The organism is Pseudomonas sp. GL-RE-29, assembly GCF_019947275.1.
Classification (GTDB): Bacteria; Pseudomonadota; Gammaproteobacteria; order Pseudomonadales; family Pseudomonadaceae; genus Aquipseudomonas; species Aquipseudomonas fluorescens_A.
The window spans coordinates 91,447-110,804 of record NZ_JAGYGD010000021.1 but is presented as its reverse complement, the minus strand read 5'-3'; the positions used below and the strand labels follow the sequence as shown (position 1 = coordinate 110,804).

Below are 19,358 nucleotides of genomic sequence, written 5' to 3'. Positions count from 1 at the left end.
TATGCGCCGGCAAAAGGGTTTTACCCTACTCGAACTGATGGTGGTCATGGCAATCATCGCGACGCTGATGACCATCGCCTTGCCACGTTATTTCAACAGCCTGGAGGCCTCGAAAGAGACCACCCTGCGCCAGAGCCTGTCGGCGATGCGCGAAGCACTGGATCACTACTACGGCGACACCGGGCGTTATCCCGACTCCATCGAGCAACTGGTCGAGCAGCGTTACCTGCGCAACCCGCCGATGGACCCGATTGCCGAACGCAAGGACACCTGGGTCATGGTCGCGCCGCCTGACGGCGTGGCGGGCGGGGTGGCCGATATCAAGAGCGGTGCCACAGGGAGGGCGCGTGATGGCAGCCTTTATTCCGAGTGGTAAGCCTGCTTCAGAAGACGGCTTCACCTACCTGGGTGTGCTGTTTCTGATCATGGTGATGGGCATGGGCCTGGCGAGTGCCGGCGAGTTGTGGGCCACGGCCGCACGTCGTGATCGCGAGCACCAACTGCTGTGGGTTGGCACTCAATACGCCCAGGCGCTGCGCAGCTACTACCGCAGTTCGCCCGGCCTGGCCCAGTACCCGAAAGAGCTTGCCGACCTGTTGCAGGACGAGCGTTTTCCCAGCGCCAAACATCACATCCGCCAGCTCTACCCGGACCCGATTGGCGGTGGCGAATGGTTCCTGATGCGTGGTTTCGACGGGCGCATCACCGGCATCAGCAGCCCGTCCACGGACAAGCCACTGAAGCAGGCGGACTTCCCCACCCAGTGGTCGGACTTCAACGGCATGGCCAGCTACAAGGACTGGCAGTTCGTGGCCGAGAAGTCGTTCCTTGATGGATCCTCGGGCCCGGCCAAAGGCCAGTCCCCATCGCCTCAGGCGTTGCAGCCATGAACCGCTTCTGCCTGGCCTTGATCCTGGTGTTGTCGACCTCTGTCGCCTCGGCCGCCGAAGAGGAAGAAATGCTCGGTTTCATTATCGACGACACGATCTCGCACATCGGCCATGACTTTTACTACTCGTTCAGTGAACGCCTGCGGGCCACCAGCCCGATGGATTTCAACCTGGTGGTACGCGAACGACCTTCGGCGCGCTGGGGCAGCCTGGTGACCGTGGAATTTCAACAACGTTTGGTTTATCGGCGCTTCCTGCCGCCGAACACCGTGGAACTCAAGGACGAGGCCTATGCCGCCGCCGACTGGGTACGCGGGCAGATTGTCCAGCGCAAGCTGGAAGCCTTGTTGCAGGACACCACGGACCTTGAGAGGGACGAATTATGAAAGCGAAAACGTTCTTGCAGCGCCACGCGCGCTCATTGGCCGGCGTCTGGTTGGTCGGGCTCGGCAGTTGCGGCCTGGTCCAGGCCACAGAGTTGGTCTACACGCCGATCAACCCGTCGTTCGGTGGCAACCCGTTGAACGGCACCTGGCTGCTCAATAACGCCCAGGCGCAAAACGACTACGACGACCCTGATTTGAAAGACCGCGCCGCATTGACCGGGACTTCGGCCCTGGAGCGGTTCAGCAGTCAGTTGCAATCGCGATTGCTGGGGCAATTGCTGGACAACATCTCCACAGGCAACACGGGGAGCCTGTCCACCGATGCATTTATCGTCAATGTCCTCGACGACTCGGGCGCGCTGACGATCGAAGTGACCGACCGGGCTACCGGCGAAGTTTCGGAAATTCAGGTGAATGGCCTGGCCCCTTGAGGGGATTCTGGTCAATGGGGAGTAAAGGACATGAAAAAAATAATAGCGCTAGGGCTGATGTTGGCGGCATTACAAGGGTGCAGTCTGCGCGAGCCAATGTCGGCCGAGCAGGACACTGAAACCCCGACCCTGACTCCGAGGGCCTCGACCTACTACGACTTGATTAACATGCCCCGACCCAAGGGCCGGTTGATGGCGGTGGTGTATGGCTTCCGCGACCAGACCGGGCAATACAAACCGACCCCGGCCAGCTCGTTCTCCACCAGCGTGACCCAAGGTGCGGCCAGCATGTTGATGGACGCCTTGCAGGCCAGCGGCTGGTTCGTGGTGCTGGAACGTGAAGGGCTGCAGAACCTGCTGACCGAGCGCAAGATCATCCGCGCCTCGCAGAAAAAACCCAATACACCGGTGAACATCCAGGGTGAGCTACCACCGCTGCAAGCTGCGAACATGATGCTCGAAGGCGGGATCATCGCCTACGACACCAACGTGCGTAGCGGTGGGGAAGGGGCACGCTACCTGGGCATCGACATTTCCCGCGAATATCGCGTGGACCAGGTCACGGTCAACCTGCGGGCGGTCGACGTGCGCAGCGGCCAGGTGCTGGCTAACGTGATGACCAGCAAGACCATCTACTCCGTGGCTCGTAGTGCCGGGGTGTTCAAGTTTATCGAGTTCAAGAAGTTGCTTGAGGCCGAGGTCGGCTACACCACCAACGAACCGGCGCAATTGTGTGTGTTGTCGGCGATCGAGGCGGCGGTGGGGCATATGCTGGCCCAGGGGATCGAGCGGCATTTGTGGCAGGTGGCGGGGGATAATTCGCCGACCAATGCGACGCTGGATCGGTACCTGACGCAGAACAAGGTTATGCCTGAGGGTGAGGCTGAAGATGAGTGAGTCGAGGTCGCCTTTAGAAGCTGACTTGCCAGCAATGGCGGCCTGATAGCCGCCCCCTCACTCACGGCTGTACCCGATCTACTGTAGGAGCTGGCTTGCCAGCGATGGCGGCCTCAAAGCCGCCCACTCACTCACGGCTGTACCCGATCTACTGTAGGAGCTGGCTTGCCAGCGATGGCGGCCTCAAAGCCGCCCACTCACTCACGGCTGTACCCGATCTACTGTAGGAGCTGGCTTGCCAGCGATGGCGGCCTCAAAGCCGCCCACTCACTCACGGCTGTACCCGATCTACTGTAGGAGCTGGCTTGCCAGCGATGGCGGCCTCAAAGCCGCCCACTCACTCACGGCTGTACCCGATCTACTGTAGGAGCTGGCTTGCCAGCGATGGCGGCCTCAAAGCCGCCCACTCACTCACGGCTGTACCCCGATCCACTGTAGGAGCGAGCCTGCTCGCGAAGGCGGCCTGACAGCCGACCTGTCTTTTATTGTTCGCGTACATATCCATTTCAGCGGTAACGGCCACTTATGGTTTCGCCCTTACAGCGACTCACTTTTTTTTCAAACGCCAAAAAAAAGTAAGCAAAAAAAGGCTCGCCCCGAGCGTCCGGCCCCTCGCTGGGGTTCGGCGTTCCTTCGCTGCGGTATCCATCCGGGGACACTGCCCTCCGGTCGGCTTCGCTTCGACCTACATGCAGCGTGTTCGACTGCGTCGAACGGCGCTGCGCGCCACTCCCCGGATGAACACCTCCACTCAGCCTCCCGAAGGGGCGGGTGGATCAAGATCAAAAGCTGCGGGCGAGCTATCGCTCGGCCTGATGAGTGGTGAAGAGCATGGGGGCTGCGCTTTTCTTTTCTGTGGGAGCTGGCTTGCCAGCGATGGCGGCCTGACAGCCGGCGAATCTCTCGCAGACACTTCCGATCTCCTGTAGGAGCTGGCCTGATGTTTTGCGTTCCATAAAAAACACGCGGTAAATCCGCCGCTGGATAACCTCAACCCGCAAGCATAAACGCTGACCTAATGTGGCGAGGGAGCTTGCTCCCGCTGGGTTGCGCAGCGACCCCAAACCCGGCGAATGCGGTATATCAGAAAAAACGCAGTTAACTGATTTGGGGCCGCTTCGCACCCCAGCGCGAGCAAGCTCGCTCGCCACAGTTGTTTTGCGGCTCATAAAAAAAGCGCGGTGAATCTAGCACTGGATAATCTCAACACGCCAAGCCAAACGCTGCCTCATTGTGGCGAGGGAGCTTGCTCCCGCTGGGTTGCGCAGCGACCCCAAACCCGGCGAATGCGGTATGTCAGAAAAAACGCAGTTAACTGATTTGGGGCCGCTCCGCGCCCCAGCGCGAGCAAGCTCGCTCGCCACAGATGCTTTGCGTTCCATAAAAAAACCGCGACTCCACAAGGGGCCGCGGTTTTTTAATACCCAACGATTACTTCTGCAAAACAGTCGCCGAGTTAGCCGAACCAATCTGTTGCACGTTAGCCAACTGAGTCGTGCCGCTCTGATCGACACTGGCAATGTTGCCCGTACCGCCCTGGGTCACGTAGGCCACGTTCATGGTGTCAGCCTGCTTGATGGTGATCAGGTTGTCTTCGCCATACAGCTGAGTGGTGAAGGCCTGGTTGCCGGTGCCCTCCTGGTTGAACTCGGTGCTGTTGCCAGTGCCGTTGCTGCTGCCTTGGGCCAGGTTGGTGGTGCCGCGCTGATCGGAGATCAGGATGTTGTCGCTGCCGTTCTGGTCGAAGTACAGCTCGTTGTAAGAGTTGGCCTGGCTGACGGTGGTTTTGTTGCCGCTACCGGATTGGCTGGTGGTCATGATGTGGCCGATGCCGTCCTGTTTGAAGCTGGCGACGTTGCCTGTGCCGTTCTGGTTGACGGTGGCGCGCTGGTTGCTACCGAATTGACCGCCCAGTTGTGGGCCTTTCCAGTTGCTGGCATAGACCTTGTTGTCGCTGCCCACCGAGTTGGCGTTGAGCACTTGGCTGTCGCCATTCTGGTAAGTGAAGTGCACGTTACCGGTGCCCTGTTGGTAGAGCGCAACGGTTGAACCCAGGGACTCGAACTGGTCGGCGTAGATCGCGTTGAGGTCGCCAACTTGCAGCACGGTGGCGACGTTGTTTTCGCCGAAGCTCTGGTCGAGCACGGTTTCGTTGGCCAGCCCGTTCTGGTTGACGGTGGCCTGCGCCGCAGTTTGGGTGTCTTGCCAGACTTCTGTGCCGTTGCCGTCACCGTACTGGTTGATGGTCAGGTTGCCGCCGTCACCGTAGCGTTGGTCGCCATAGGCATAGTTGGTGCTGCCAGCCTGGTTGATGCCGATCTGGCCGCCCATGTGGTTGATCTGTTCGGCGGTGGCGTAGTTGGTGGTGCCGTACTGGATGATCACGGCGTTGTTGGCTACGCCCAACTGGATCTGTTCGATGTTGGCTTCGTTGCCGTCACCATACTGGTAGGTTTTACCGCTGGTGCCATCCTGGCTGTCTTGATAGATGAACGAGAAGTTGCCCGTGCCTTGCTGTAGCTGCAACGCCTCGCCGTTGCCAGCGCCGATCGACTGGCTGGCATGGCTGATGTTGAAAGCGCCGCTCTGGGTCTGGGTGATGGTGCTGTTGTCCTCGAACAGTTGTTCGGCGTAACCGGCGTTGAAGTCACCGTTCTGGGTCTGGGTAATGGTGCTGGTGGCCGTGTCTTGCACGGCGGCCGCATCGTTGCCTTCGCCGCTTTGGGTCTGAGTGGCGGTGCTGAACGGCGCAGCGGTCTGCTTCACATCAGCGATGTTGGCAGTACCGGCCTGGTCCTGGTTGGACACGCTATCGGCAGCCATTGCCTGGGCACTGACAATGACCAGAATGGCGGCGGTGAGGGGCGTCAGTTTGAACATGATGAAACCTCCAAGTGGTGCAGTGCTTTAGCGATATTGGGTGACCGATACGCTCATGCCATTGCCGGCCTGGGTGACAGCGCTTTGCTGACCCGTACCGGCCTGGACGATGCTGGCGTCGTTGTTGTTGCCGTTTTGGGAAATCTGCGCGCGGTTATGGCTGCCGGTTTGATTGATTGACGCGGCGTTACCGGAACCTTGCTGGTTGATCAAGGCCATCAGGTCGCTGCCTTGTTGCAGAATCCAGGCTTCCTGATTACTGCCCGACTGCACGATCTGGCCGAGCAGCGATTGGCCGTCCTGTTGCAACAGCGCGACGTTGGCCTGGCCGTTCTGATCGATCAGGGCTTGCTGGCCTACCGGAGGTGGCAGCTCGCCGAGGTCGACGCCGGGTGCAATGTCGTCGTTCTCCATCAAATCGTCGGCACGCACGCCTGCACTGCTGCAAAGCAGGAGCAGGCAGAGCAGGGCGGCGGTCGGCGTTTTCATGGCGTTTTCCTTGGGTTAGAGGCTTGCCCCATCAGCCGACATGACCGATGGGGCGAGGGCTCAGTTCGAGATCACTTGCACTGTGCGCACGGTGCCTTGGGACGAGGTGATGGTGGCTGTCGGGTTCGCCGACGGAATCACCGTTGTGCTGTTGCTCACGGTCAGCCTCCAGCGTCCGGTCAGCGGCACTGTGGTGCTACCCAGCGTCACCAGCCCGGTCGGCGTGGTCACCTGGACGGTGATGGTGTTGCCGGTGGTCACCGATGAGGTACCGCTGAAGTCCCAGTTGAAGCGGTTGTTGGAACGGGCCGTCACCGTGGCTGCCGTAACCGCGAAGGTTTCCGCAGCAGGCCGTGGCGAGACTTGCACCGTGACCGTGGCCGGTGTTGTCGACTGGGCGCCGAAGTTGTCCCGGACGAGGTAGGTGAAGGTCGTGGTGAAGGCCGTCGTGACCGTGGCCGGTGGGGTGTAGGTCAGAACCGTGCCATTGCTGGTGACGGAGCCGCGATTTACCGGTGGTTGAGTGAAGCTGGCGACCGTTAGCGGCAGGTTGCCTTCCGGATCGGTGTCGTTGGCCAGCACGTTGATTGGTATCGAGACACCCAGAGTCGCGATGCTGTCGGCGACGGCCACCGGAGGCTGGTTAGGCGCTACGGTGATGGTCACGGTCGCCGCAGCGGTCGAGGCCAGGCCTTTGATGTCTTGAGCCTTGTAGGTGAAGGTCGTGGTCAGCGGCGCATTGACCACGGCTGGCGGGGTGTAGACGACGGCTGTTGTACCGTTCAACGCCACGGTGCCTTGCTCAGCGGGTGGCTGTGTCAGCGCGGTGATGCTTAGCGGGTTGTCGTCGTCCGGATCGTTGTCGTTGGTCAGCAGGTTGAGGGTGATCGGTACCCCGAAGGTGGTGCTGCCACTGTCGGCGACGGCGATCGGTGCCTGGTTCTCACCGGTATCCGGTGCCGTACCGACGACGACCACAGGCTCGGTATCGCTGCCGCCCGAAGCGGATTTGATGGTGACGGTGGCCGGTGGCTGCGTCATATCAGCGACGGTCAGGCGTTGCAAGGTGCCGGATTTGGTCAGGCGTCCGTAGCCCTGGGCGACCATGTCCGGTACCACCACTTCGTCCGACGAGGTGGCTTCGATCAGCAGGCTGTGGTTGCTCCAGTTGTAGCGAGCGGTCTGGACTTTCACCACGTCGGTGACTTTGCTTGAAACCGCTGTCGGCCGGGTGGTGCCGCTTGGGTCGGTCGCGGTGAGCACCACCAGCGGAGGCACGGTGGAACCCGTCAGACGATGACCGAAGAACTGACCGGTGTTATCGCCGAGCATGCTGGTCAGGCACGGCGTCTGTGGTGGTCCGGCAACCAGGGCCACGGTTTCGCGGAAGCACAGGCTCGAACCGTTGGCCGATTTACCGAAGACTTCAACCCGGGTACTGCTCGTCCCGGGACCTGTAGAGGTTCGGCGGTAAGTGGCGCGGCCGATTTCCGCAGGGGTTTGCGCACGGCTGTCGAGGACTTTGCCAGACACGGTAAAGAGGTTGGTCTCGATGGTCCCGGCCGGACCCTGAATACGCAGGAAGTTAGTGTTGTTGGGGCTGCCGGTGACGGCCTCGGTAAGGTTGGGGTCGCCGACAAAAGTATCAATGGCGCCGGTGTCCGGGTTCACTTCGGTGTATGGACCGTTGACGCTGCGCAGGAATGGTCCGACCTGCCCGTTGAGGGCACCGGAGAAATCGCCCGGTGCGCCGATGCCGATGTCGCGGGTGATGTTGATCGCCCGACGGCCTGGAGCGGTGACGTTGACGACCTCTACCCCGTACGGGTGAGTAATGGTGTAGGTCCCCGCGACAGGAATGTTCACCCGCAGACGAATCCGCGCGAAGCTTGCCTGATCACCGTCGACAGGGTTCTCGGACGCGAATGCCGCTTCGATCCCGGCCACATAGGCGTCGACGCCATAGCCGCCGACATCGGCAATGGTGGTTTCGGCGAGGTACCAGAAGGTTTCCGGTGGCCAGTTATCCGGGAACACCATCGGCAGGGTGTCGTCGTAAACCCCGGGTTCCGCGTTCAGGATGCACATGTAGGCAGGCGCGCCGGGAGCACCCGGTGACCGCGAACTCGTCGCCCGCGACTGGCACAGTTCCAGCTTCAGCAAGTTGTTGTCCTGATACCACATGGGGAATTTCCCCGTGGCAAAGGTGTAGGGGCCGGGGTCGACGGCAGCGAGTTGCGCGAATGCACTGCCGGACAACGATAGAGTCAGCCCCAGGGCGTTGAGCGCCAGGCGTGGCAATTTGTTCATGATGCCTCCTGATGAGGATCTGGGCATGTGTGCGTTCATTGCACGACGACCACTTCTTCGGTATCGCTGCCGCCATTGGATGACGTCACTCGAACCTTGGCCGGTGGAATCGGCGAGATGCCGGTCGACAGGGATTTCACCGCGCCGTCACCACTGAGCGCGCCGATGGCGACCCCGGTGCCGGTAGTCACCGTGAGGACCGGTGGCGATGTTTCATCGCTGGTCGATGCGACGACAGTGATCTGTCCGCTATTGAGGCTGTACTCGGCCCGTGAGATCACGACCAGGTCGGTCAACGGCATGGACAAGGTAGTTGGCGAACTGGTGGGGATGGCCAGGTGGTTGTCAGCCGTCACTACCAGGTCGCTCGGCAACGTCGGGTTGGTGGACGATTGCGCGTACCAGTGACCGGTGGTGTCGGCTTCGGTCAGGTTCAGGACCGGGCTGTTGCTGTCCAGGGTCACGCTGGCCGGTGGTGGCGGGGCCATGACGAATACGTCCTGCTGGGCCACCGGTGCACTTTCCCCGGCTTTGCGTGAGTAGGTGCTGCGCTCGGCGATGATCGGGGTGGGACGGACCACCGTCGACAATTTGCCGGAAATGGCCATCACCGTCGTGCGCAAGTCCAGCCCGTTAGGCCCTTCAATGCGGATGTAGTTGGTGTTGAAAGGGCTGCCGGTGAAAGCTTCTGACAGGTTCGGATCGCCAACGAATTGATCGGCTTGACCCGTGACCGGGTTGGTTTCGGTGTAGGGGCCATTTACGCTGCGCAGGAACGGGCCGATGTCACTTCTGAGCGCGCCGTCGTAGGTTTTCGGCGAGCCGATGCCGATGTCCCGGGTCATGTTGATTGCACGGTTGCCACCGGCGGGAACGTCAAAAATGTCGACGCCGTAGGGGTGAGTGATGGTGTAGACGCCCGCGGTGGGCACATCCACCCGAATACGGATACGGCCAAAACTGACCTGATCGCCTTCTACCGGGTCTTCAGCGGCGAAGGCGGCTTCCACGGCGCTGACATAGGTCAGGTCGATGCCGCGTGCTGCATCGACGATAGAGCCGTCGCCCGTGAACCAGAACGTTTCATCGGGAAAGTTGCCCGGGAAAACGATGGGCTGGGTGTCGTCGAAAACCCCGGGAGCCGGATTCAATACGCACATATAGGAGGGCGCGCCAGGCGCGCTGGGAACCCTGGAACTGACAGCCTTGGACAAACACAAATCGAGTGTTCGTCCGTGGGAGTCCTGATACCAGGAAGCGAATCCGCCAGTCGCTGGCAAATAGGGGCCAGGGTCGACGGCAAACAGTGCTGCCTGGGCAACACCTTGGGCCAGAGCGCTCACGACCAGGGCGATCGTGGTTTTGGACAGTAAAGGGTGCATGTGTATTCCCTCTATCAGAGTACCTGCCCCTTGGATATGGGTCAGTTGACAGGGCTTCGGCAACTTCCATACCAACCTGTAAAAAACGCCGGTAAGCGCCCGGAAACAAAGGTGTTTGTTGCCCAGGTGCGATCAGTTCCCCAGTTGTGGGACCGGGCCTTTTTCCCCAGCATTGGGGGTGGATAGGGTTAACCAGCGGGTGGGGAATTGAGCGGGGCAAAAAACACCCAATGTCGGGCAAATAGCCAGCAGTGGGCTATAAACCTAAAGGGCATTCCGGGGAACAACGTCGATGACTACGCCGGCCAAAACACTCTCAGCCGATAAGGGTGATATTCGCTTGAGCACGCGCAAACAGCCGTTCAATCTGTTGCGCTGGTTTTCACTGATCAGCATGGCGGTGATTGGCACCGTAGCGGTGGCGTTGGGCTCGGTGTCCACCAAGTTCGTCATCACTGAAAGCGTGCAACGGGATGCTTTGCTGACCTCGCAATTCATTCAGGCGATTGCCTCGGCCGAAGTACGCCACGTTTCAATTCCCAATGTGCGGACCATGGGCGAGTTGCTCGACCCGCGCAAAGATCGGGACTTTCCCGACGTCGACCCAATGGCCCGCGCCAATGCCCGTGGCGAATTCCTCGACCACATCGAACATTTGCCGGACGTGATCCTGGCCAACATCTACGCCCCCGACCGCATGGTGATCTGGTCGACCAATCCGGCGCTGATGGGCACCACGATTCATTCCGATGGCGACCTGGATCAGGCTTTCGCGAAGAAGATGCCGGTCTCGGCCAGCTATCACGATGTCGACAAGTCGCGCATGGAGCAGAAGTTCGTGACGCCGCCGGAATACATCTTCATCGAAAACTACATTCCGTTGTTCGATGCCGATGGCAAGAACGTCACGGCGATGGTCGAGATCTACAAGGAACCCCAGGACTTGATCAATCGCATGGAGCGCGGCCTGGTGCTGATCTGGCTGGCCACGGCCCTGGGCGGCGGCCTGATTTATCTGGGGCTTTACTGGATCGTGCGTCGTGCAGCGATCCTGCTGGCGGTGCAACAAAAGCAGCTGATCACCAACGAAACTTTTGTCGCCCTGGGAGAGATGTCGTCGGCGGTGGCTCACAGCCTGCGCAATCCGTTGGCGACCATTCGCTCAAGTGCCGAACTGGCGCTGGAATTCGACAGCGGCCCGGCGCACAAGAACATCAATGACATCATCGGCCAGGTCGACCGCATGTCAAAGTGGGTGCGTGAACTGCTGCAGTCGTTGCGCCCACTCAGTGACGAGGCCGAGCCAGTGAACCTGGTGGCCGCGCTGCATGACAGCCTGATGTCCTACGAACAACAGATCGCCAAGGCCAAGATCACGGTGGTGTTCGAACCCAAAGAAACGCCGATGGTGTTGAGCCAGCAGGTACAGCTCACGCAAATCCTCAATAGTTTGCTGGCCAATGCGCTGGAGGCCATGGACGACGGCGGTACGCTGATCATCACCCTGGAACCGACCGACGCTCAGGGCGTCTGCGTGGTAATCGGTGACACGGGCAAAGGCATGACTGAAGAACAGCGCACCATGGCGTTCAGGCCGTTTTTCACCACCAAGCAGGGCGGACTCGGGGTCGGGCTGGTGCTGGTCAAGCGGATCATGGAACGATTTGGTGGTTCCGTGAGGCTGAACAGCCGCGAAGGCGAGGGCACGCGCGTCCGTTTGTCGTTCAGGCGGATTCCCTGACAATGGGTGTGAACTTCCCCCGCTAGCGGGTGCCATTCCCCAGTCGTTTCCCCAAGTCATGGCAAATTGATGTTGATAAGCCATTGTTTCAGCGTGCATTAACATCTCGTTACAATTTTGGCGAGGTAATTGCAAAACCCTCATCACCCCCTTCACGCATACGAGGCGGCTGGTGATGAACAGAAAAGCGCGGTATCCCTTCAAGTGGTTCGGCCTGTTGACGCCCCTGAGCGTCTTGCTATCGATGACGCTAAGTACAGGGACGTTGCGCGCCAGCCCAATCGACGACGAGCGACAGCCAGAACCAACCGATCCTTCAGCGTATTACGACGAACCGGCCGACAAGGCGGGGGCGTTGAACGCCATCCTGACCATGCCGGAGGCCAACGAAGATTCCTTCGATTTGCCTGACGACACTAAAGGCTCACGGGATACCACGCGAGTGGAAAACGTGCTGCCGCCCACCATGCAGACCAGTTTCAACTACCCCACCAATGGCAAGCCCAGCCCGTTGTTCGGCGCTCAGCCGTTCACTCAGCAATTGGTACTGTTCGAAGAATTCGGCCCGGAAAAACTCGACCCCACCACACCCTCGGCACCCTTGCCGTTTCCTCCGGCGGCCATTGGTCCATTACCGGCGCAGGACCCCACCAGCGCCGCCCGCAGTGCGCCTCCCGGTCCGGCCCTTGATGCGTTTTTACGCCAGCCGGGGCTGACACCGTTCCCCAGCCAGTATTCCAACGTGGTGGACCGCAACCCGTGGCAGGCGCAGATCGAATACTTCCTCAATCGCCATATCGGTTCGTCGGCGGAAGGTCGTCCGCCAGGAAAGGGCTGGTCGCATCAGCGCTGGAACGAGTTCTACCCGCAAGCGGCCTACAAGACCGTGCAGACCGGTGCGCGAATCAACGGCGGCCTGCGCGACCCACTGCAACGGCACGGCTATGCCTTGGGCGAATTCGGCCCCGGTGGTCTATATCACAACGTCGCCGGTGTGCCGGCAACGGATGGCACCGCCAAAGGCGTCGACCCGCGCTTCCATCCGAACATGCCGGTGCAGAACCACAACTCGGTGTGGACCTTCGACGGCACCCTGCCGCCCAAATTGCTGATGGTCCGCTATGGCCAACCGGTGCTGATGCGCCACTACAACGGTTTGCCGATCGACCCGTCGGCGAACATGGGTTTTGGCCTGCACACCATCAGCACCCACGAACACAACGGCCATGCACCGGCGGAAAGCGACGGCTATGCCAACGCGTTTTTCTTCCCAGGGCAGTATTACGACTATCGCTGGCCGATCCAGTTGGCCGGTTACGACAGCATCAACACCGACGCCCATGATCCCCGCGCAGCATTCCCTTGCTCGCCGGGTGAAACCCTGTGGACCAACGACGTCAACCCCAGCCGCAAGATCTGCGAAAACGGCACGATCAAGATTCGCGGCGACTGGCGCGAAACCATGAGCACCCACTGGTTCCACGACCACATGCTCGATTTCACCGCGCAGAACGTCTACAAGGGCAACGCGGCGATGATGAACTACTACAGCGCCCTCGACCGTGGCAACGAATCGGTGAACGACGGCGTCAACCTGCGTTTCCCCAGCGGCAGCGCCTTGCCTTGGGGTAACCGCGACTACGACGTCAACCTGGTGTTCGCCGACAAGGCCTGGGATGCCAATGGTCAGCTGTGGTTCAACCCGTTCAACACGGACGGCTTCATCGGCGACCAGATGCTGGTCAACTGGCAGTGGAAACCGACCCTGGACGTACGCGCCCGCAGCTATCGCTTGCGCATGCTCAACGGTTCGGTATCGCGTTACTTCAAGCTGGCGCTGGTGCGTGAAATCAAGGGCACCAGCGGCGAGTTCCAGGGGCCAAAAGGATCGGGTGTGTCCTATGCCCGCGTGCCGTTCCACATGATCGGCAACGACGGCAATATCATGGAACACAGCGTGCCATTCGACGGCACCATGGACCTCGACGCCGACGGCGATAAACAGAACCACAACGCCATCCTGCCGACCCAGGGCATTGCCGAGCGCTTCGACATCATCGTCAACTTTGCGAAAAACGGCATCAAGCCAGGGGACAAGATCTTCTTCGTCAACCTGCTGGTACATGACGATGGCAAAGGCCCGAAAGAGCCGGTGTCGCTGGCCGACGCGCTCTCCGAAAACTACAAAGCGGTGATCAAACAAACCAGCAAAGGGCCGATGTGGGACAAGGGCGATCCGGCGATAGGCAAGGTGTTGCAACTCAACGTCAAGCCTTACACCGGCCAGGACCTGGCCATGGACCCGGCAGCCTACGAGCCTGCCAAACCGGGCAAGGCTGAAGGCCTGGTGATGATCCCGCTGAAAATCCACCGCGACAACGCCGCCGACAAGGCGCTGCTGGCCAAGGCTCGCCACCGTACTTTCATCTTTGGCCGTTCCGACGGCACCGATCAAGCACCGTGGACGGTCAAGACCGATGGCGGTTTCGGCTTCCACATGGACCCTCGTCGCTTGAACGCCTCGACCCAGTTGAACAGCGGTCCCACCGATGCCGGCGCTGCCGGGTTCGGCACCCTGGAAGTGTGGAACATCAAGGCCGGCGGTACGGGCTGGAGCCATCCGGTTCATGTGCACTTCGAGGAAGGGATCATCCTCAGCCGTGGCGGCAAGGCACCACCGGAATGGGAAAAATGGGCACGCAAGGACGTGTACCGCATCGGCTCGGAAAAGGATGGCCTGGACAGCGTCGAGATGGCGATCAACTTCCGCGAATTCGCCGGGACCTACATGGAGCACTGCCACAACACCCAGCATGAGGACAACTCGATGCTGCTGCGTTGGGATATTGAGAAGCCCGGTCAATTCCAGTTGATGCCAACACCGCTGCCCAGCTGGGATGGCGTGCGCTACGTGAACTCTGCCGCGCTGCCAACCTTCCGCACTGGCGATGGCTTCGGCCCGAAAGTGACGGTCAAACAATGAACCGGGAGGGTGTCGACATGAAGTTGCATACACCACGTACACGCGCTCTGGGCATGCACCTGGTGCTGATCCTGGTGACCAGCGTGTTGGCCAGTCGGCTGCTGGTCGCCAACCAGGCGCCGTCGACACCCGCTCCGGTATCTGCTCCTGTTTCTGCTCCTGTTTCAGAGTCTGCCACCCCGTGGGGTGGCGATTATTTTCCCAACACCTTGTTGACCGATCAGAACGGTCAGCAGGTGCATTTTTTCGATGACCTGATCAAGGGCAAAGTGGTGGTGATCAATTTCATCTTCACGTCCTGCAGCGACTCATGCCCGCTGGAAACCGCGCGCCTGCGCCAAGTGCAGAAATTGCTCGGCGACCGGGTCGGCAAGGACATCTTTTTCTACTCCATCAGCATCGATCCCTTGAGCGATACACCGGAAGTGCTCAAGGCCTATGCGCAACGTTTCCAGGTCGGGCCGGGCTGGCAATTTCTCACCGGGGAATTCGCCGATGTCACCGAGCTGCGGCAAAAACTCGGGCTGTTCATCGAAGGCGTCGACAACGGCCGCAGCAAGGACCACAACCTGAGCCTGATCGTCGGTAATCAGCAAACGGGACGCTGGATGAAAGCCTCGCCGTTCGAGAACCCCTGGATACTCGCCGATCAATTGGCAAACACTTTGCATAACTGGAAACAGCCGAGCATTGGCGAAAGCTACGCGAACGCGCCGGAAATCCGCCCACCGAGCAATGGGGAAGAATTGTTTCGCACCCGTTGCGCGTCGTGCCACAGCCTCGGTCCGCAGGACGGGCAGGGCATCGGCATGCGCAGCATCGGCCCGGACCTGATTGGCGTGACCCGCCAGCGTGATCCGGCCTGGCTCAGTCGCTGGATTCAGGAGCCGGACCGCATGCTCGCGGAAAAAGACCCGATTGCTGTGGAGATGTTCGAACGTTTCAACAGGATCCCGATGCCCAACCTGCGCATGGATGAGCACTCCGCGCAGTCGATCATCGAATACTTGCAGGCTGAGACCGACCGCCAGCATCCACCGGTCGCGCCGTTGGCCGCCGGCAACGACGAACCGGAACATCATCACGCAATCGCGGCGCCGAACACGACGCAGGTGCAATAGTGGCGAAATACTTTCATTGGTCCGTCTGTCGCGAACAATGCCACCTACACTGAACCGAAACACGGCTGAAAAGGCTAGATCACCAGCATCCAGGACAATGTCATGCAGACACTGGAACAACAAAAAATACCTGCGCCGACGACAACGGCAGCAGAGAGCAAGGGGTGGCGTCCGCCGTTCAATCTTGTGCGCTGGTTTTCATTGGCGAGCTTTTTCATCATCGCCGGTGTGGCATTGGGGCTGGGCTACATCTCCACGCGTTTTGTGGTGGAGGAAAGTATCGAGCGTGACTCGATGCTGACCGCGCAATTTGTTCAGGCCATCGGCGAAGCGGAAATTCGCCATGCCGCGATTTCGCCGAAACGCACCATGGGTGAAATGCTCGACCCGCGCCAGGACAACGCTTATCCCGATGTCGATCCGGGGGCGCGCGCCGCTTCGCGCATCGAATTTCTCGACCATGTCGAGCATCTGCCGGACATTCTGCTGGCCACGGTGTACGCCCTCGATCGCACCGTGGTCTGGTCGACCAACCCGGAACTGATCGGTGTGCACATCGAGGACGATGACGAGCTGGACGAGTCCTTCGAAATGAAAGAAGCGGTGTCCACCAGCTACCACGAAATCGATGAGGAGCGTCCCGAGCAACGCTTGCTGCGTGAGCCGCAATACCTGTTCATCGAAAACTACATTCCGATGTTCAACGCCGACAAAAGCAAAGTGATTGCCATGGTGGAAATCTACAAGGAGCCGGCGGATCTGGTGGAGCGCATTCAGCGCGGCTTCAAGGCGATCTGGCTGGCAACCCTGATCGGCGGCGCGGTGATTTACCTGGGGCTGTTCTGGATTGTGCGGCGCGCGGCGATGTTGTTGCAGAGTCAGCAGAAACAACTGATCGCCAACGAGACGTTTGTGGCCCTCGGGGAAATGTCCTCGGCAGTCGCCCACAGCCTGCGCAATCCATTGGCGAACATCCGTTCCAGTGCTGAACTGGCCCAGGAAATCGCCAGCCAGACCGCGCAGAAGAACATCGGCGACATCATCAGTCAGGTCGACCGTATGTCGCGATGGGTTCGCGAATTGCTGGTGTCGTTGCGGCCGGTCAATGACGACTCGGAAAGTGTGGATCTGGTACTGGCCATCGACGACACCCTGAGTGCCTTCGAACCGTTGATCAAGCGATCGAACGTCGAAGTGAGCTTCACTCCCAAAAGCGTACCGCCGGTCGTCAGCCAACAGGTGCTCCTGACGCAAATACTCAATAGCCTGTTTGCCAATGCCCTGGAAGCGATGCCCAAGGGTGGGGTGTTGAGTATCGATCTCGAATCGCCGACGCCAGGCCAGGTTTGCATGATCCTCAATGACACCGGCAAGGGCATGACCAAGCAGCAGCAACAGATGGTCTTCAAACCGTTCTTCACCACCAAACAAGGAGGGTTGGGCGTTGGCCTGGCCCTGGTTAAAAGAATAATGGAGCGTTTTGAAGGCTCGGTCGAACTGACCAGCCAAGAGCAGGAAGGAACCCGCGTCAGTCTCAATTTTAAAGTGGCAACGGGAGGGGAATATGGAACACAGCATTCTGCTGGTCGAGGATGATGAACTCCTCGCCGAGAATATTCAGACCTACCTGGAGCGCAAAGACTTCGAGGTGACGGTCTGCCACTCGGCTGAAGACGCACTGGAGCAGTTGGTGACTTTCGTGCCTGACGTGGTGCTCACCGACAACTCATTGCCAGGCATGAGTGGTCACGACCTGATCCAGAAGCTGCGCATCAGCGCACCGGATCTGAAAGTGATCATGATGACCGGCTACGGCAATGTCGAAGACGCCGTGGTGGCGATGAAGGAAGGCGCATTCCATTACGTGACCAAACCGGTGGCCTTGCCGGAGCTCAAGCTGTTGCTGGACAAGGCCCTTGCCACTGACCGGATGGAGCGCACGCTGTCGTTCTATCAGGAACGCGAAGCGCAGAAATCAGGCGTGCAGGCATTGATCGGCGAATCAGCACCGATGCTTTACCTCAAAGGCACCATCGCCCAGTTGCTGGATGCCGAGCGGCGGATGGCCAACACCGATCTGCCGCCCGTGCTGGTAGAAGGCGAGACCGGCACCGGCAAGGAACTGGTGGCGCGGGCGCTGCACTTCGACGGTCCGCGTGCCAAAGGCCCGTTCATTGAATTCAACTGCGCGTCGATTCCGTCCAATCTGGTGGAGTCGGAGCTGTTCGGTCACGAGAAGGGCGCCTTCACCGACGCCAAGGACCGCCGCACCGGGTTGGTGGAAGCGGCCGATGGCGGCACGCTGTTTCTCGATGAAGTGGGGGAGATGGACCTGCTGCTGCAAGCCAAGCTGCTCAAGCTGCTGGAAGACCGGACCATTCGCCGGGTCGGCTCGGTGAAGGAGCGCAAGGTCAATTTGCGGGTGATCAGTGCCACCAACTGCAACCTCGAACAAATGGTCCAGCAGGGCAAATTCCGCCGCGATCTGTTTTTCCGCCTGCGCATCATCTCGATCAAGGTCCCGCGCCTGTATGCCCGGGGTAACGACGTGCTGCTGCTGGCCCGACACTTCCTGGCAACCCATGGCAAACGTTATGGCAAGCCGAACCTGCATTTCAGCGACCAGGCCGAAGAGTTGCTGCTCAGCTACAGCTGGCCGGGCAACGTGCGTGAATTGCGCAACATGCTTGAGCAAACCGTGCTGTTGGCGCAAAGCGACACCATCGCCGCCCATCAGTTGAACGTCTGCCTGAGCCTGGTGGATGAGCCGCCGCTGTTTCAGCACGAACCTGCCCCCAGCGAGCCGCGCCCAACCTACAACGGCAATGAGTCGATGAACCTGCCGGAAGTCGAACGCGACATGGTGCGCAAGATGCTCGACAAAACCGACTGGAACGTCACCAAGTCCGCACGGCTGCTGGGCCTGAGCCGCGACATGCTGCGCTACCGGATTGAAAAACTCGGCCTCGCACGGCCGGATAAGCGGCAGTGGTAGGAAAGGGGCAGCTTCAAGCTTCAAGCCTGGAGCTGCAAGCAGGAGCGGCGAGTTACAAGGCCGGGTCCGGCGCGCTGCGACAGGCCTGCATGCAGGTAGGGTCGACGACCTCCTGGTTAACGTAGACACCGCGTTCCGGGTCGTAGAAGCGGATGAACACACGAACGGTCGCATCCGCCACCGTCGGCAATTGGGAGTCAGAGAACACGTGCTGGCTCGAAACCGGAATGAAGTCCCCCGGCGATGTCGGGATGTACGACCCAGGCGGAACGGTGTTGATGGACGGCGGCGAGGGGTGGGCGAAGGGTTGGTCTGACCCGTAGTAATGAAACTCGGTGTTTGATTGATCGGTTTGCATCAAGCTGTCGTCCGCCTGGGCCCAGGTGGCAGAAAGGCTGAGGGCAAGCAATAGCGTCTGTACGGCTTTGTTCATGGCAACACCTGCGACGTCGGTTTTCGCGCATTTCCCCAAGGTGATTAACTATAGCGCTCCGGTGGAGGAGCGTTGGTTGGGTGGGCCAGTGGTCTACCGCAGAACAAGCGCTCAGAGATCTGAGTGATTGATGATATGGCCCGGCTGAGCGTAGAGATTGATGCCAAGGGCATGAATCACCTTTAAGACCGTATCGAAACGTGGCTTCGCACCTGGTGCGAAGGCCTTGTACAGACTTTCGCGCCCCATACCGGAATCTTTGGCGACCTGTGTCATGCCACGGGCTTTTACCACGTAACCGATAGCGCGAAGAAACTCCTCGTTGTCACCGTCGGCCAGCACCTGGGAAAGGTACTCGCTAATGGCTTCGTCACTGTCGAGCAATGATGCCATGTCGAAAGTAGTCAAAGTCTGGCTCAT

At 60.0% G+C, this 19,358-nt stretch carries 16 protein-coding genes; 10 read left to right on the top strand and 6 right to left on the bottom strand.

All coding sequences use genetic code 11. The features are described from left to right. Nucleotide 1: 1 nt before the first annotated feature. The 5 genes from KGB21_RS18395 to KGB21_RS18375 are packed head-to-tail and all read left to right on the top strand — an operon-like array spanning nt 2 to nt 2,604. Nucleotides 2-376, top strand: a complete 375-nt coding sequence (locus KGB21_RS18395) for a type II secretion system protein (protein ID WP_034151254.1) — start codon at nt 2-4, stop codon at nt 374-376. Then, nucleotides 351-890, top strand: a complete 540-nt coding sequence (locus KGB21_RS18390) for a type II secretion system protein (protein ID WP_034151255.1) — start codon at nt 351-353, stop codon at nt 888-890. Before KGB21_RS18395 ends, KGB21_RS18390 begins: the two co-directional genes overlap by 26 nt. Further along, nucleotides 887-1,276: a curli production assembly/transport protein CsgE gene (gene csgE / locus KGB21_RS18385; RefSeq protein WP_034151256.1), complete on the top strand. Its 390-nt coding sequence runs from the start codon at nt 887-889 to the stop codon at nt 1,274-1,276. Before KGB21_RS18390 ends, csgE begins: the two co-directional genes overlap by 4 nt. Beyond that, nucleotides 1,273-1,707 (top strand): curli assembly protein CsgF, encoded by a 435-nt coding sequence (locus KGB21_RS18380; protein WP_223506200.1) that lies wholly within the window; start codon nt 1,273-1,275, stop codon nt 1,705-1,707. Before csgE ends, KGB21_RS18380 begins: the two co-directional genes overlap by 4 nt. Before the next feature lie 30 nt (nt 1,708-1,737). Beyond that, nucleotides 1,738-2,604 carry a CsgG/HfaB family protein gene (locus tag KGB21_RS18375; protein WP_034151258.1) on the top strand — a complete coding sequence of 289 codons (867 nt, stop codon included), beginning with the start codon at nt 1,738-1,740 and terminating at the stop codon, nt 2,602-2,604. Between the two features lie 1,431 nt (nt 2,605-4,035). Here the strand turns inward: KGB21_RS18375 and KGB21_RS18370 are convergent. Genes KGB21_RS18370 through KGB21_RS18355 form a run of 4 tightly spaced genes read right to left on the bottom strand, consistent with a single transcriptional unit; the run spans nt 4,036 to nt 9,665 of the window. After that, on the bottom strand, nt 4,036-5,484 hold the full coding sequence (locus KGB21_RS18370; protein WP_223506198.1) for a curlin: 1,449 nt from the start codon (nt 5,482-5,484) through the stop codon (nt 4,036-4,038). 27 nt (nt 5,485-5,511) lie between these two features. Further along, nucleotides 5,512-5,973, bottom strand: coding sequence for a curlin (locus KGB21_RS18365; protein ID WP_034149859.1), 462 nt, complete (start codon nt 5,971-5,973; stop codon nt 5,512-5,514). A gap of 60 nt (nt 5,974-6,033) precedes the next feature. Then, nucleotides 6,034-8,283 carry an Ig-like domain-containing protein gene (locus KGB21_RS18360; protein ID WP_223506196.1) on the bottom strand — a complete coding sequence of 750 codons (2,250 nt, stop codon included), beginning with the start codon at nt 8,281-8,283 and terminating at the stop codon, nt 6,034-6,036. Between the two features lie 35 nt (nt 8,284-8,318). Continuing rightward, nucleotides 8,319-9,665, bottom strand: coding sequence for a hypothetical protein (locus KGB21_RS18355; RefSeq protein WP_034149857.1), 1,347 nt, complete (start codon nt 9,663-9,665; stop codon nt 8,319-8,321). Between the two features lie 292 nt (nt 9,666-9,957). Between KGB21_RS18355 and KGB21_RS18350 the strand changes: the two genes are divergently transcribed. The 5 genes from KGB21_RS18350 (at nt 9,958) to KGB21_RS18330 (ending at nt 18,505) form a co-directional block, all read left to right on the top strand. Beyond that, a complete protein-coding gene (locus tag KGB21_RS18350) occupies nt 9,958-11,406 on the top strand; it encodes a sensor histidine kinase (protein ID WP_223506194.1) in 1,449 nt (482 codons plus the stop codon). A gap of 175 nt (nt 11,407-11,581) precedes the next feature. Next, entirely contained in the window at nt 11,582-14,389 is a 2,808-nt protein-coding gene (locus tag KGB21_RS18345) for a multicopper oxidase domain-containing protein (RefSeq protein WP_223506192.1), read from the top strand. Next, nucleotides 14,386-15,510 carry an SCO family protein gene (locus KGB21_RS18340; protein ID WP_034149854.1) on the top strand — a complete coding sequence of 375 codons (1,125 nt, stop codon included), beginning with the start codon at nt 14,386-14,388 and terminating at the stop codon, nt 15,508-15,510. The genes KGB21_RS18345 and KGB21_RS18340 overlap by 4 nt, the downstream gene beginning before the upstream one ends. Nucleotides 15,511-15,612: 102 nt before the next feature. Continuing rightward, a complete protein-coding gene (locus KGB21_RS18335; protein WP_223506190.1) occupies nt 15,613-17,106 on the top strand; it encodes a sensor histidine kinase in 1,494 nt (497 codons plus the stop codon). After that, nucleotides 17,075-18,505 (top strand): sigma-54-dependent transcriptional regulator, encoded by a 1,431-nt coding sequence (locus KGB21_RS18330; RefSeq protein ID WP_223506188.1) that lies wholly within the window; start codon nt 17,075-17,077, stop codon nt 18,503-18,505. Before KGB21_RS18335 ends, KGB21_RS18330 begins: the two co-directional genes overlap by 32 nt. A gap of 52 nt (nt 18,506-18,557) precedes the next feature. Here KGB21_RS18330 and KGB21_RS18325 read toward each other — a convergent pair whose 3' ends face one another. Together KGB21_RS18325 and KGB21_RS18320 are read right to left on the bottom strand one after the other, a co-directional pair. Next, a complete protein-coding gene (locus KGB21_RS18325) occupies nt 18,558-18,938 on the bottom strand; it encodes a hypothetical protein (RefSeq protein WP_034149851.1) in 381 nt (126 codons plus the stop codon). 111 nt (nt 18,939-19,049) lie between these two features. Beyond that, nucleotides 19,050-19,358 (bottom strand): addiction module antidote protein, encoded by a 309-nt coding sequence (locus KGB21_RS18320; protein ID WP_223506187.1) that lies wholly within the window; start codon nt 19,356-19,358, stop codon nt 19,050-19,052.

Coding starts and splice junctions, on each gene's coding strand:
- KGB21_RS18330 (WP_223506188.1), top strand. CDS start 17,075: ATGGAACACAGCATTCTGCTGGTCGAGGATGATGAACTCCTCGCCGAG.
- KGB21_RS18360 (WP_223506196.1), bottom strand. CDS start 8,283: ATGAACAAATTGCCACGCCTGGCGCTCAACGCCCTGGGGCTGACTCTA.
- KGB21_RS18380 (WP_223506200.1), top strand. CDS start 1,273: ATGAAAGCGAAAACGTTCTTGCAGCGCCACGCGCGCTCATTGGCCGGC.
- KGB21_RS18320 (WP_223506187.1), bottom strand. CDS start 19,358: ATGAGCCAGACTTTGACTACTTTCGACATGGCATCATTGCTCGACAGT.
- KGB21_RS18370 (WP_223506198.1), bottom strand. CDS start 5,484: ATGTTCAAACTGACGCCCCTCACCGCCGCCATTCTGGTCATTGTCAGT.
- KGB21_RS18355 (WP_034149857.1), bottom strand. CDS start 9,665: ATGCACCCTTTACTGTCCAAAACCACGATCGCCCTGGTCGTGAGCGCT.
- KGB21_RS18340 (WP_034149854.1), top strand. CDS start 14,386: ATGAACCGGGAGGGTGTCGACATGAAGTTGCATACACCACGTACACGC.
- KGB21_RS18390 (WP_034151255.1), top strand. CDS start 351: ATGGCAGCCTTTATTCCGAGTGGTAAGCCTGCTTCAGAAGACGGCTTC.
- KGB21_RS18335 (WP_223506190.1), top strand. CDS start 15,613: ATGCAGACACTGGAACAACAAAAAATACCTGCGCCGACGACAACGGCA.
- KGB21_RS18395 (WP_034151254.1), top strand. CDS start 2: ATGCGCCGGCAAAAGGGTTTTACCCTACTCGAACTGATGGTGGTCATG.
- KGB21_RS18365 (WP_034149859.1), bottom strand. CDS start 5,973: ATGAAAACGCCGACCGCCGCCCTGCTCTGCCTGCTCCTGCTTTGCAGC.
- KGB21_RS18375 (WP_034151258.1), top strand. CDS start 1,738: ATGAAAAAAATAATAGCGCTAGGGCTGATGTTGGCGGCATTACAAGGG.
- KGB21_RS18345 (WP_223506192.1), top strand. CDS start 11,582: ATGAACAGAAAAGCGCGGTATCCCTTCAAGTGGTTCGGCCTGTTGACG.
- csgE (WP_034151256.1), top strand. CDS start 887: ATGAACCGCTTCTGCCTGGCCTTGATCCTGGTGTTGTCGACCTCTGTC.
- KGB21_RS18325 (WP_034149851.1), bottom strand. CDS start 18,938: ATGAACAAAGCCGTACAGACGCTATTGCTTGCCCTCAGCCTTTCTGCC.
- KGB21_RS18350 (WP_223506194.1), top strand. CDS start 9,958: ATGACTACGCCGGCCAAAACACTCTCAGCCGATAAGGGTGATATTCGC.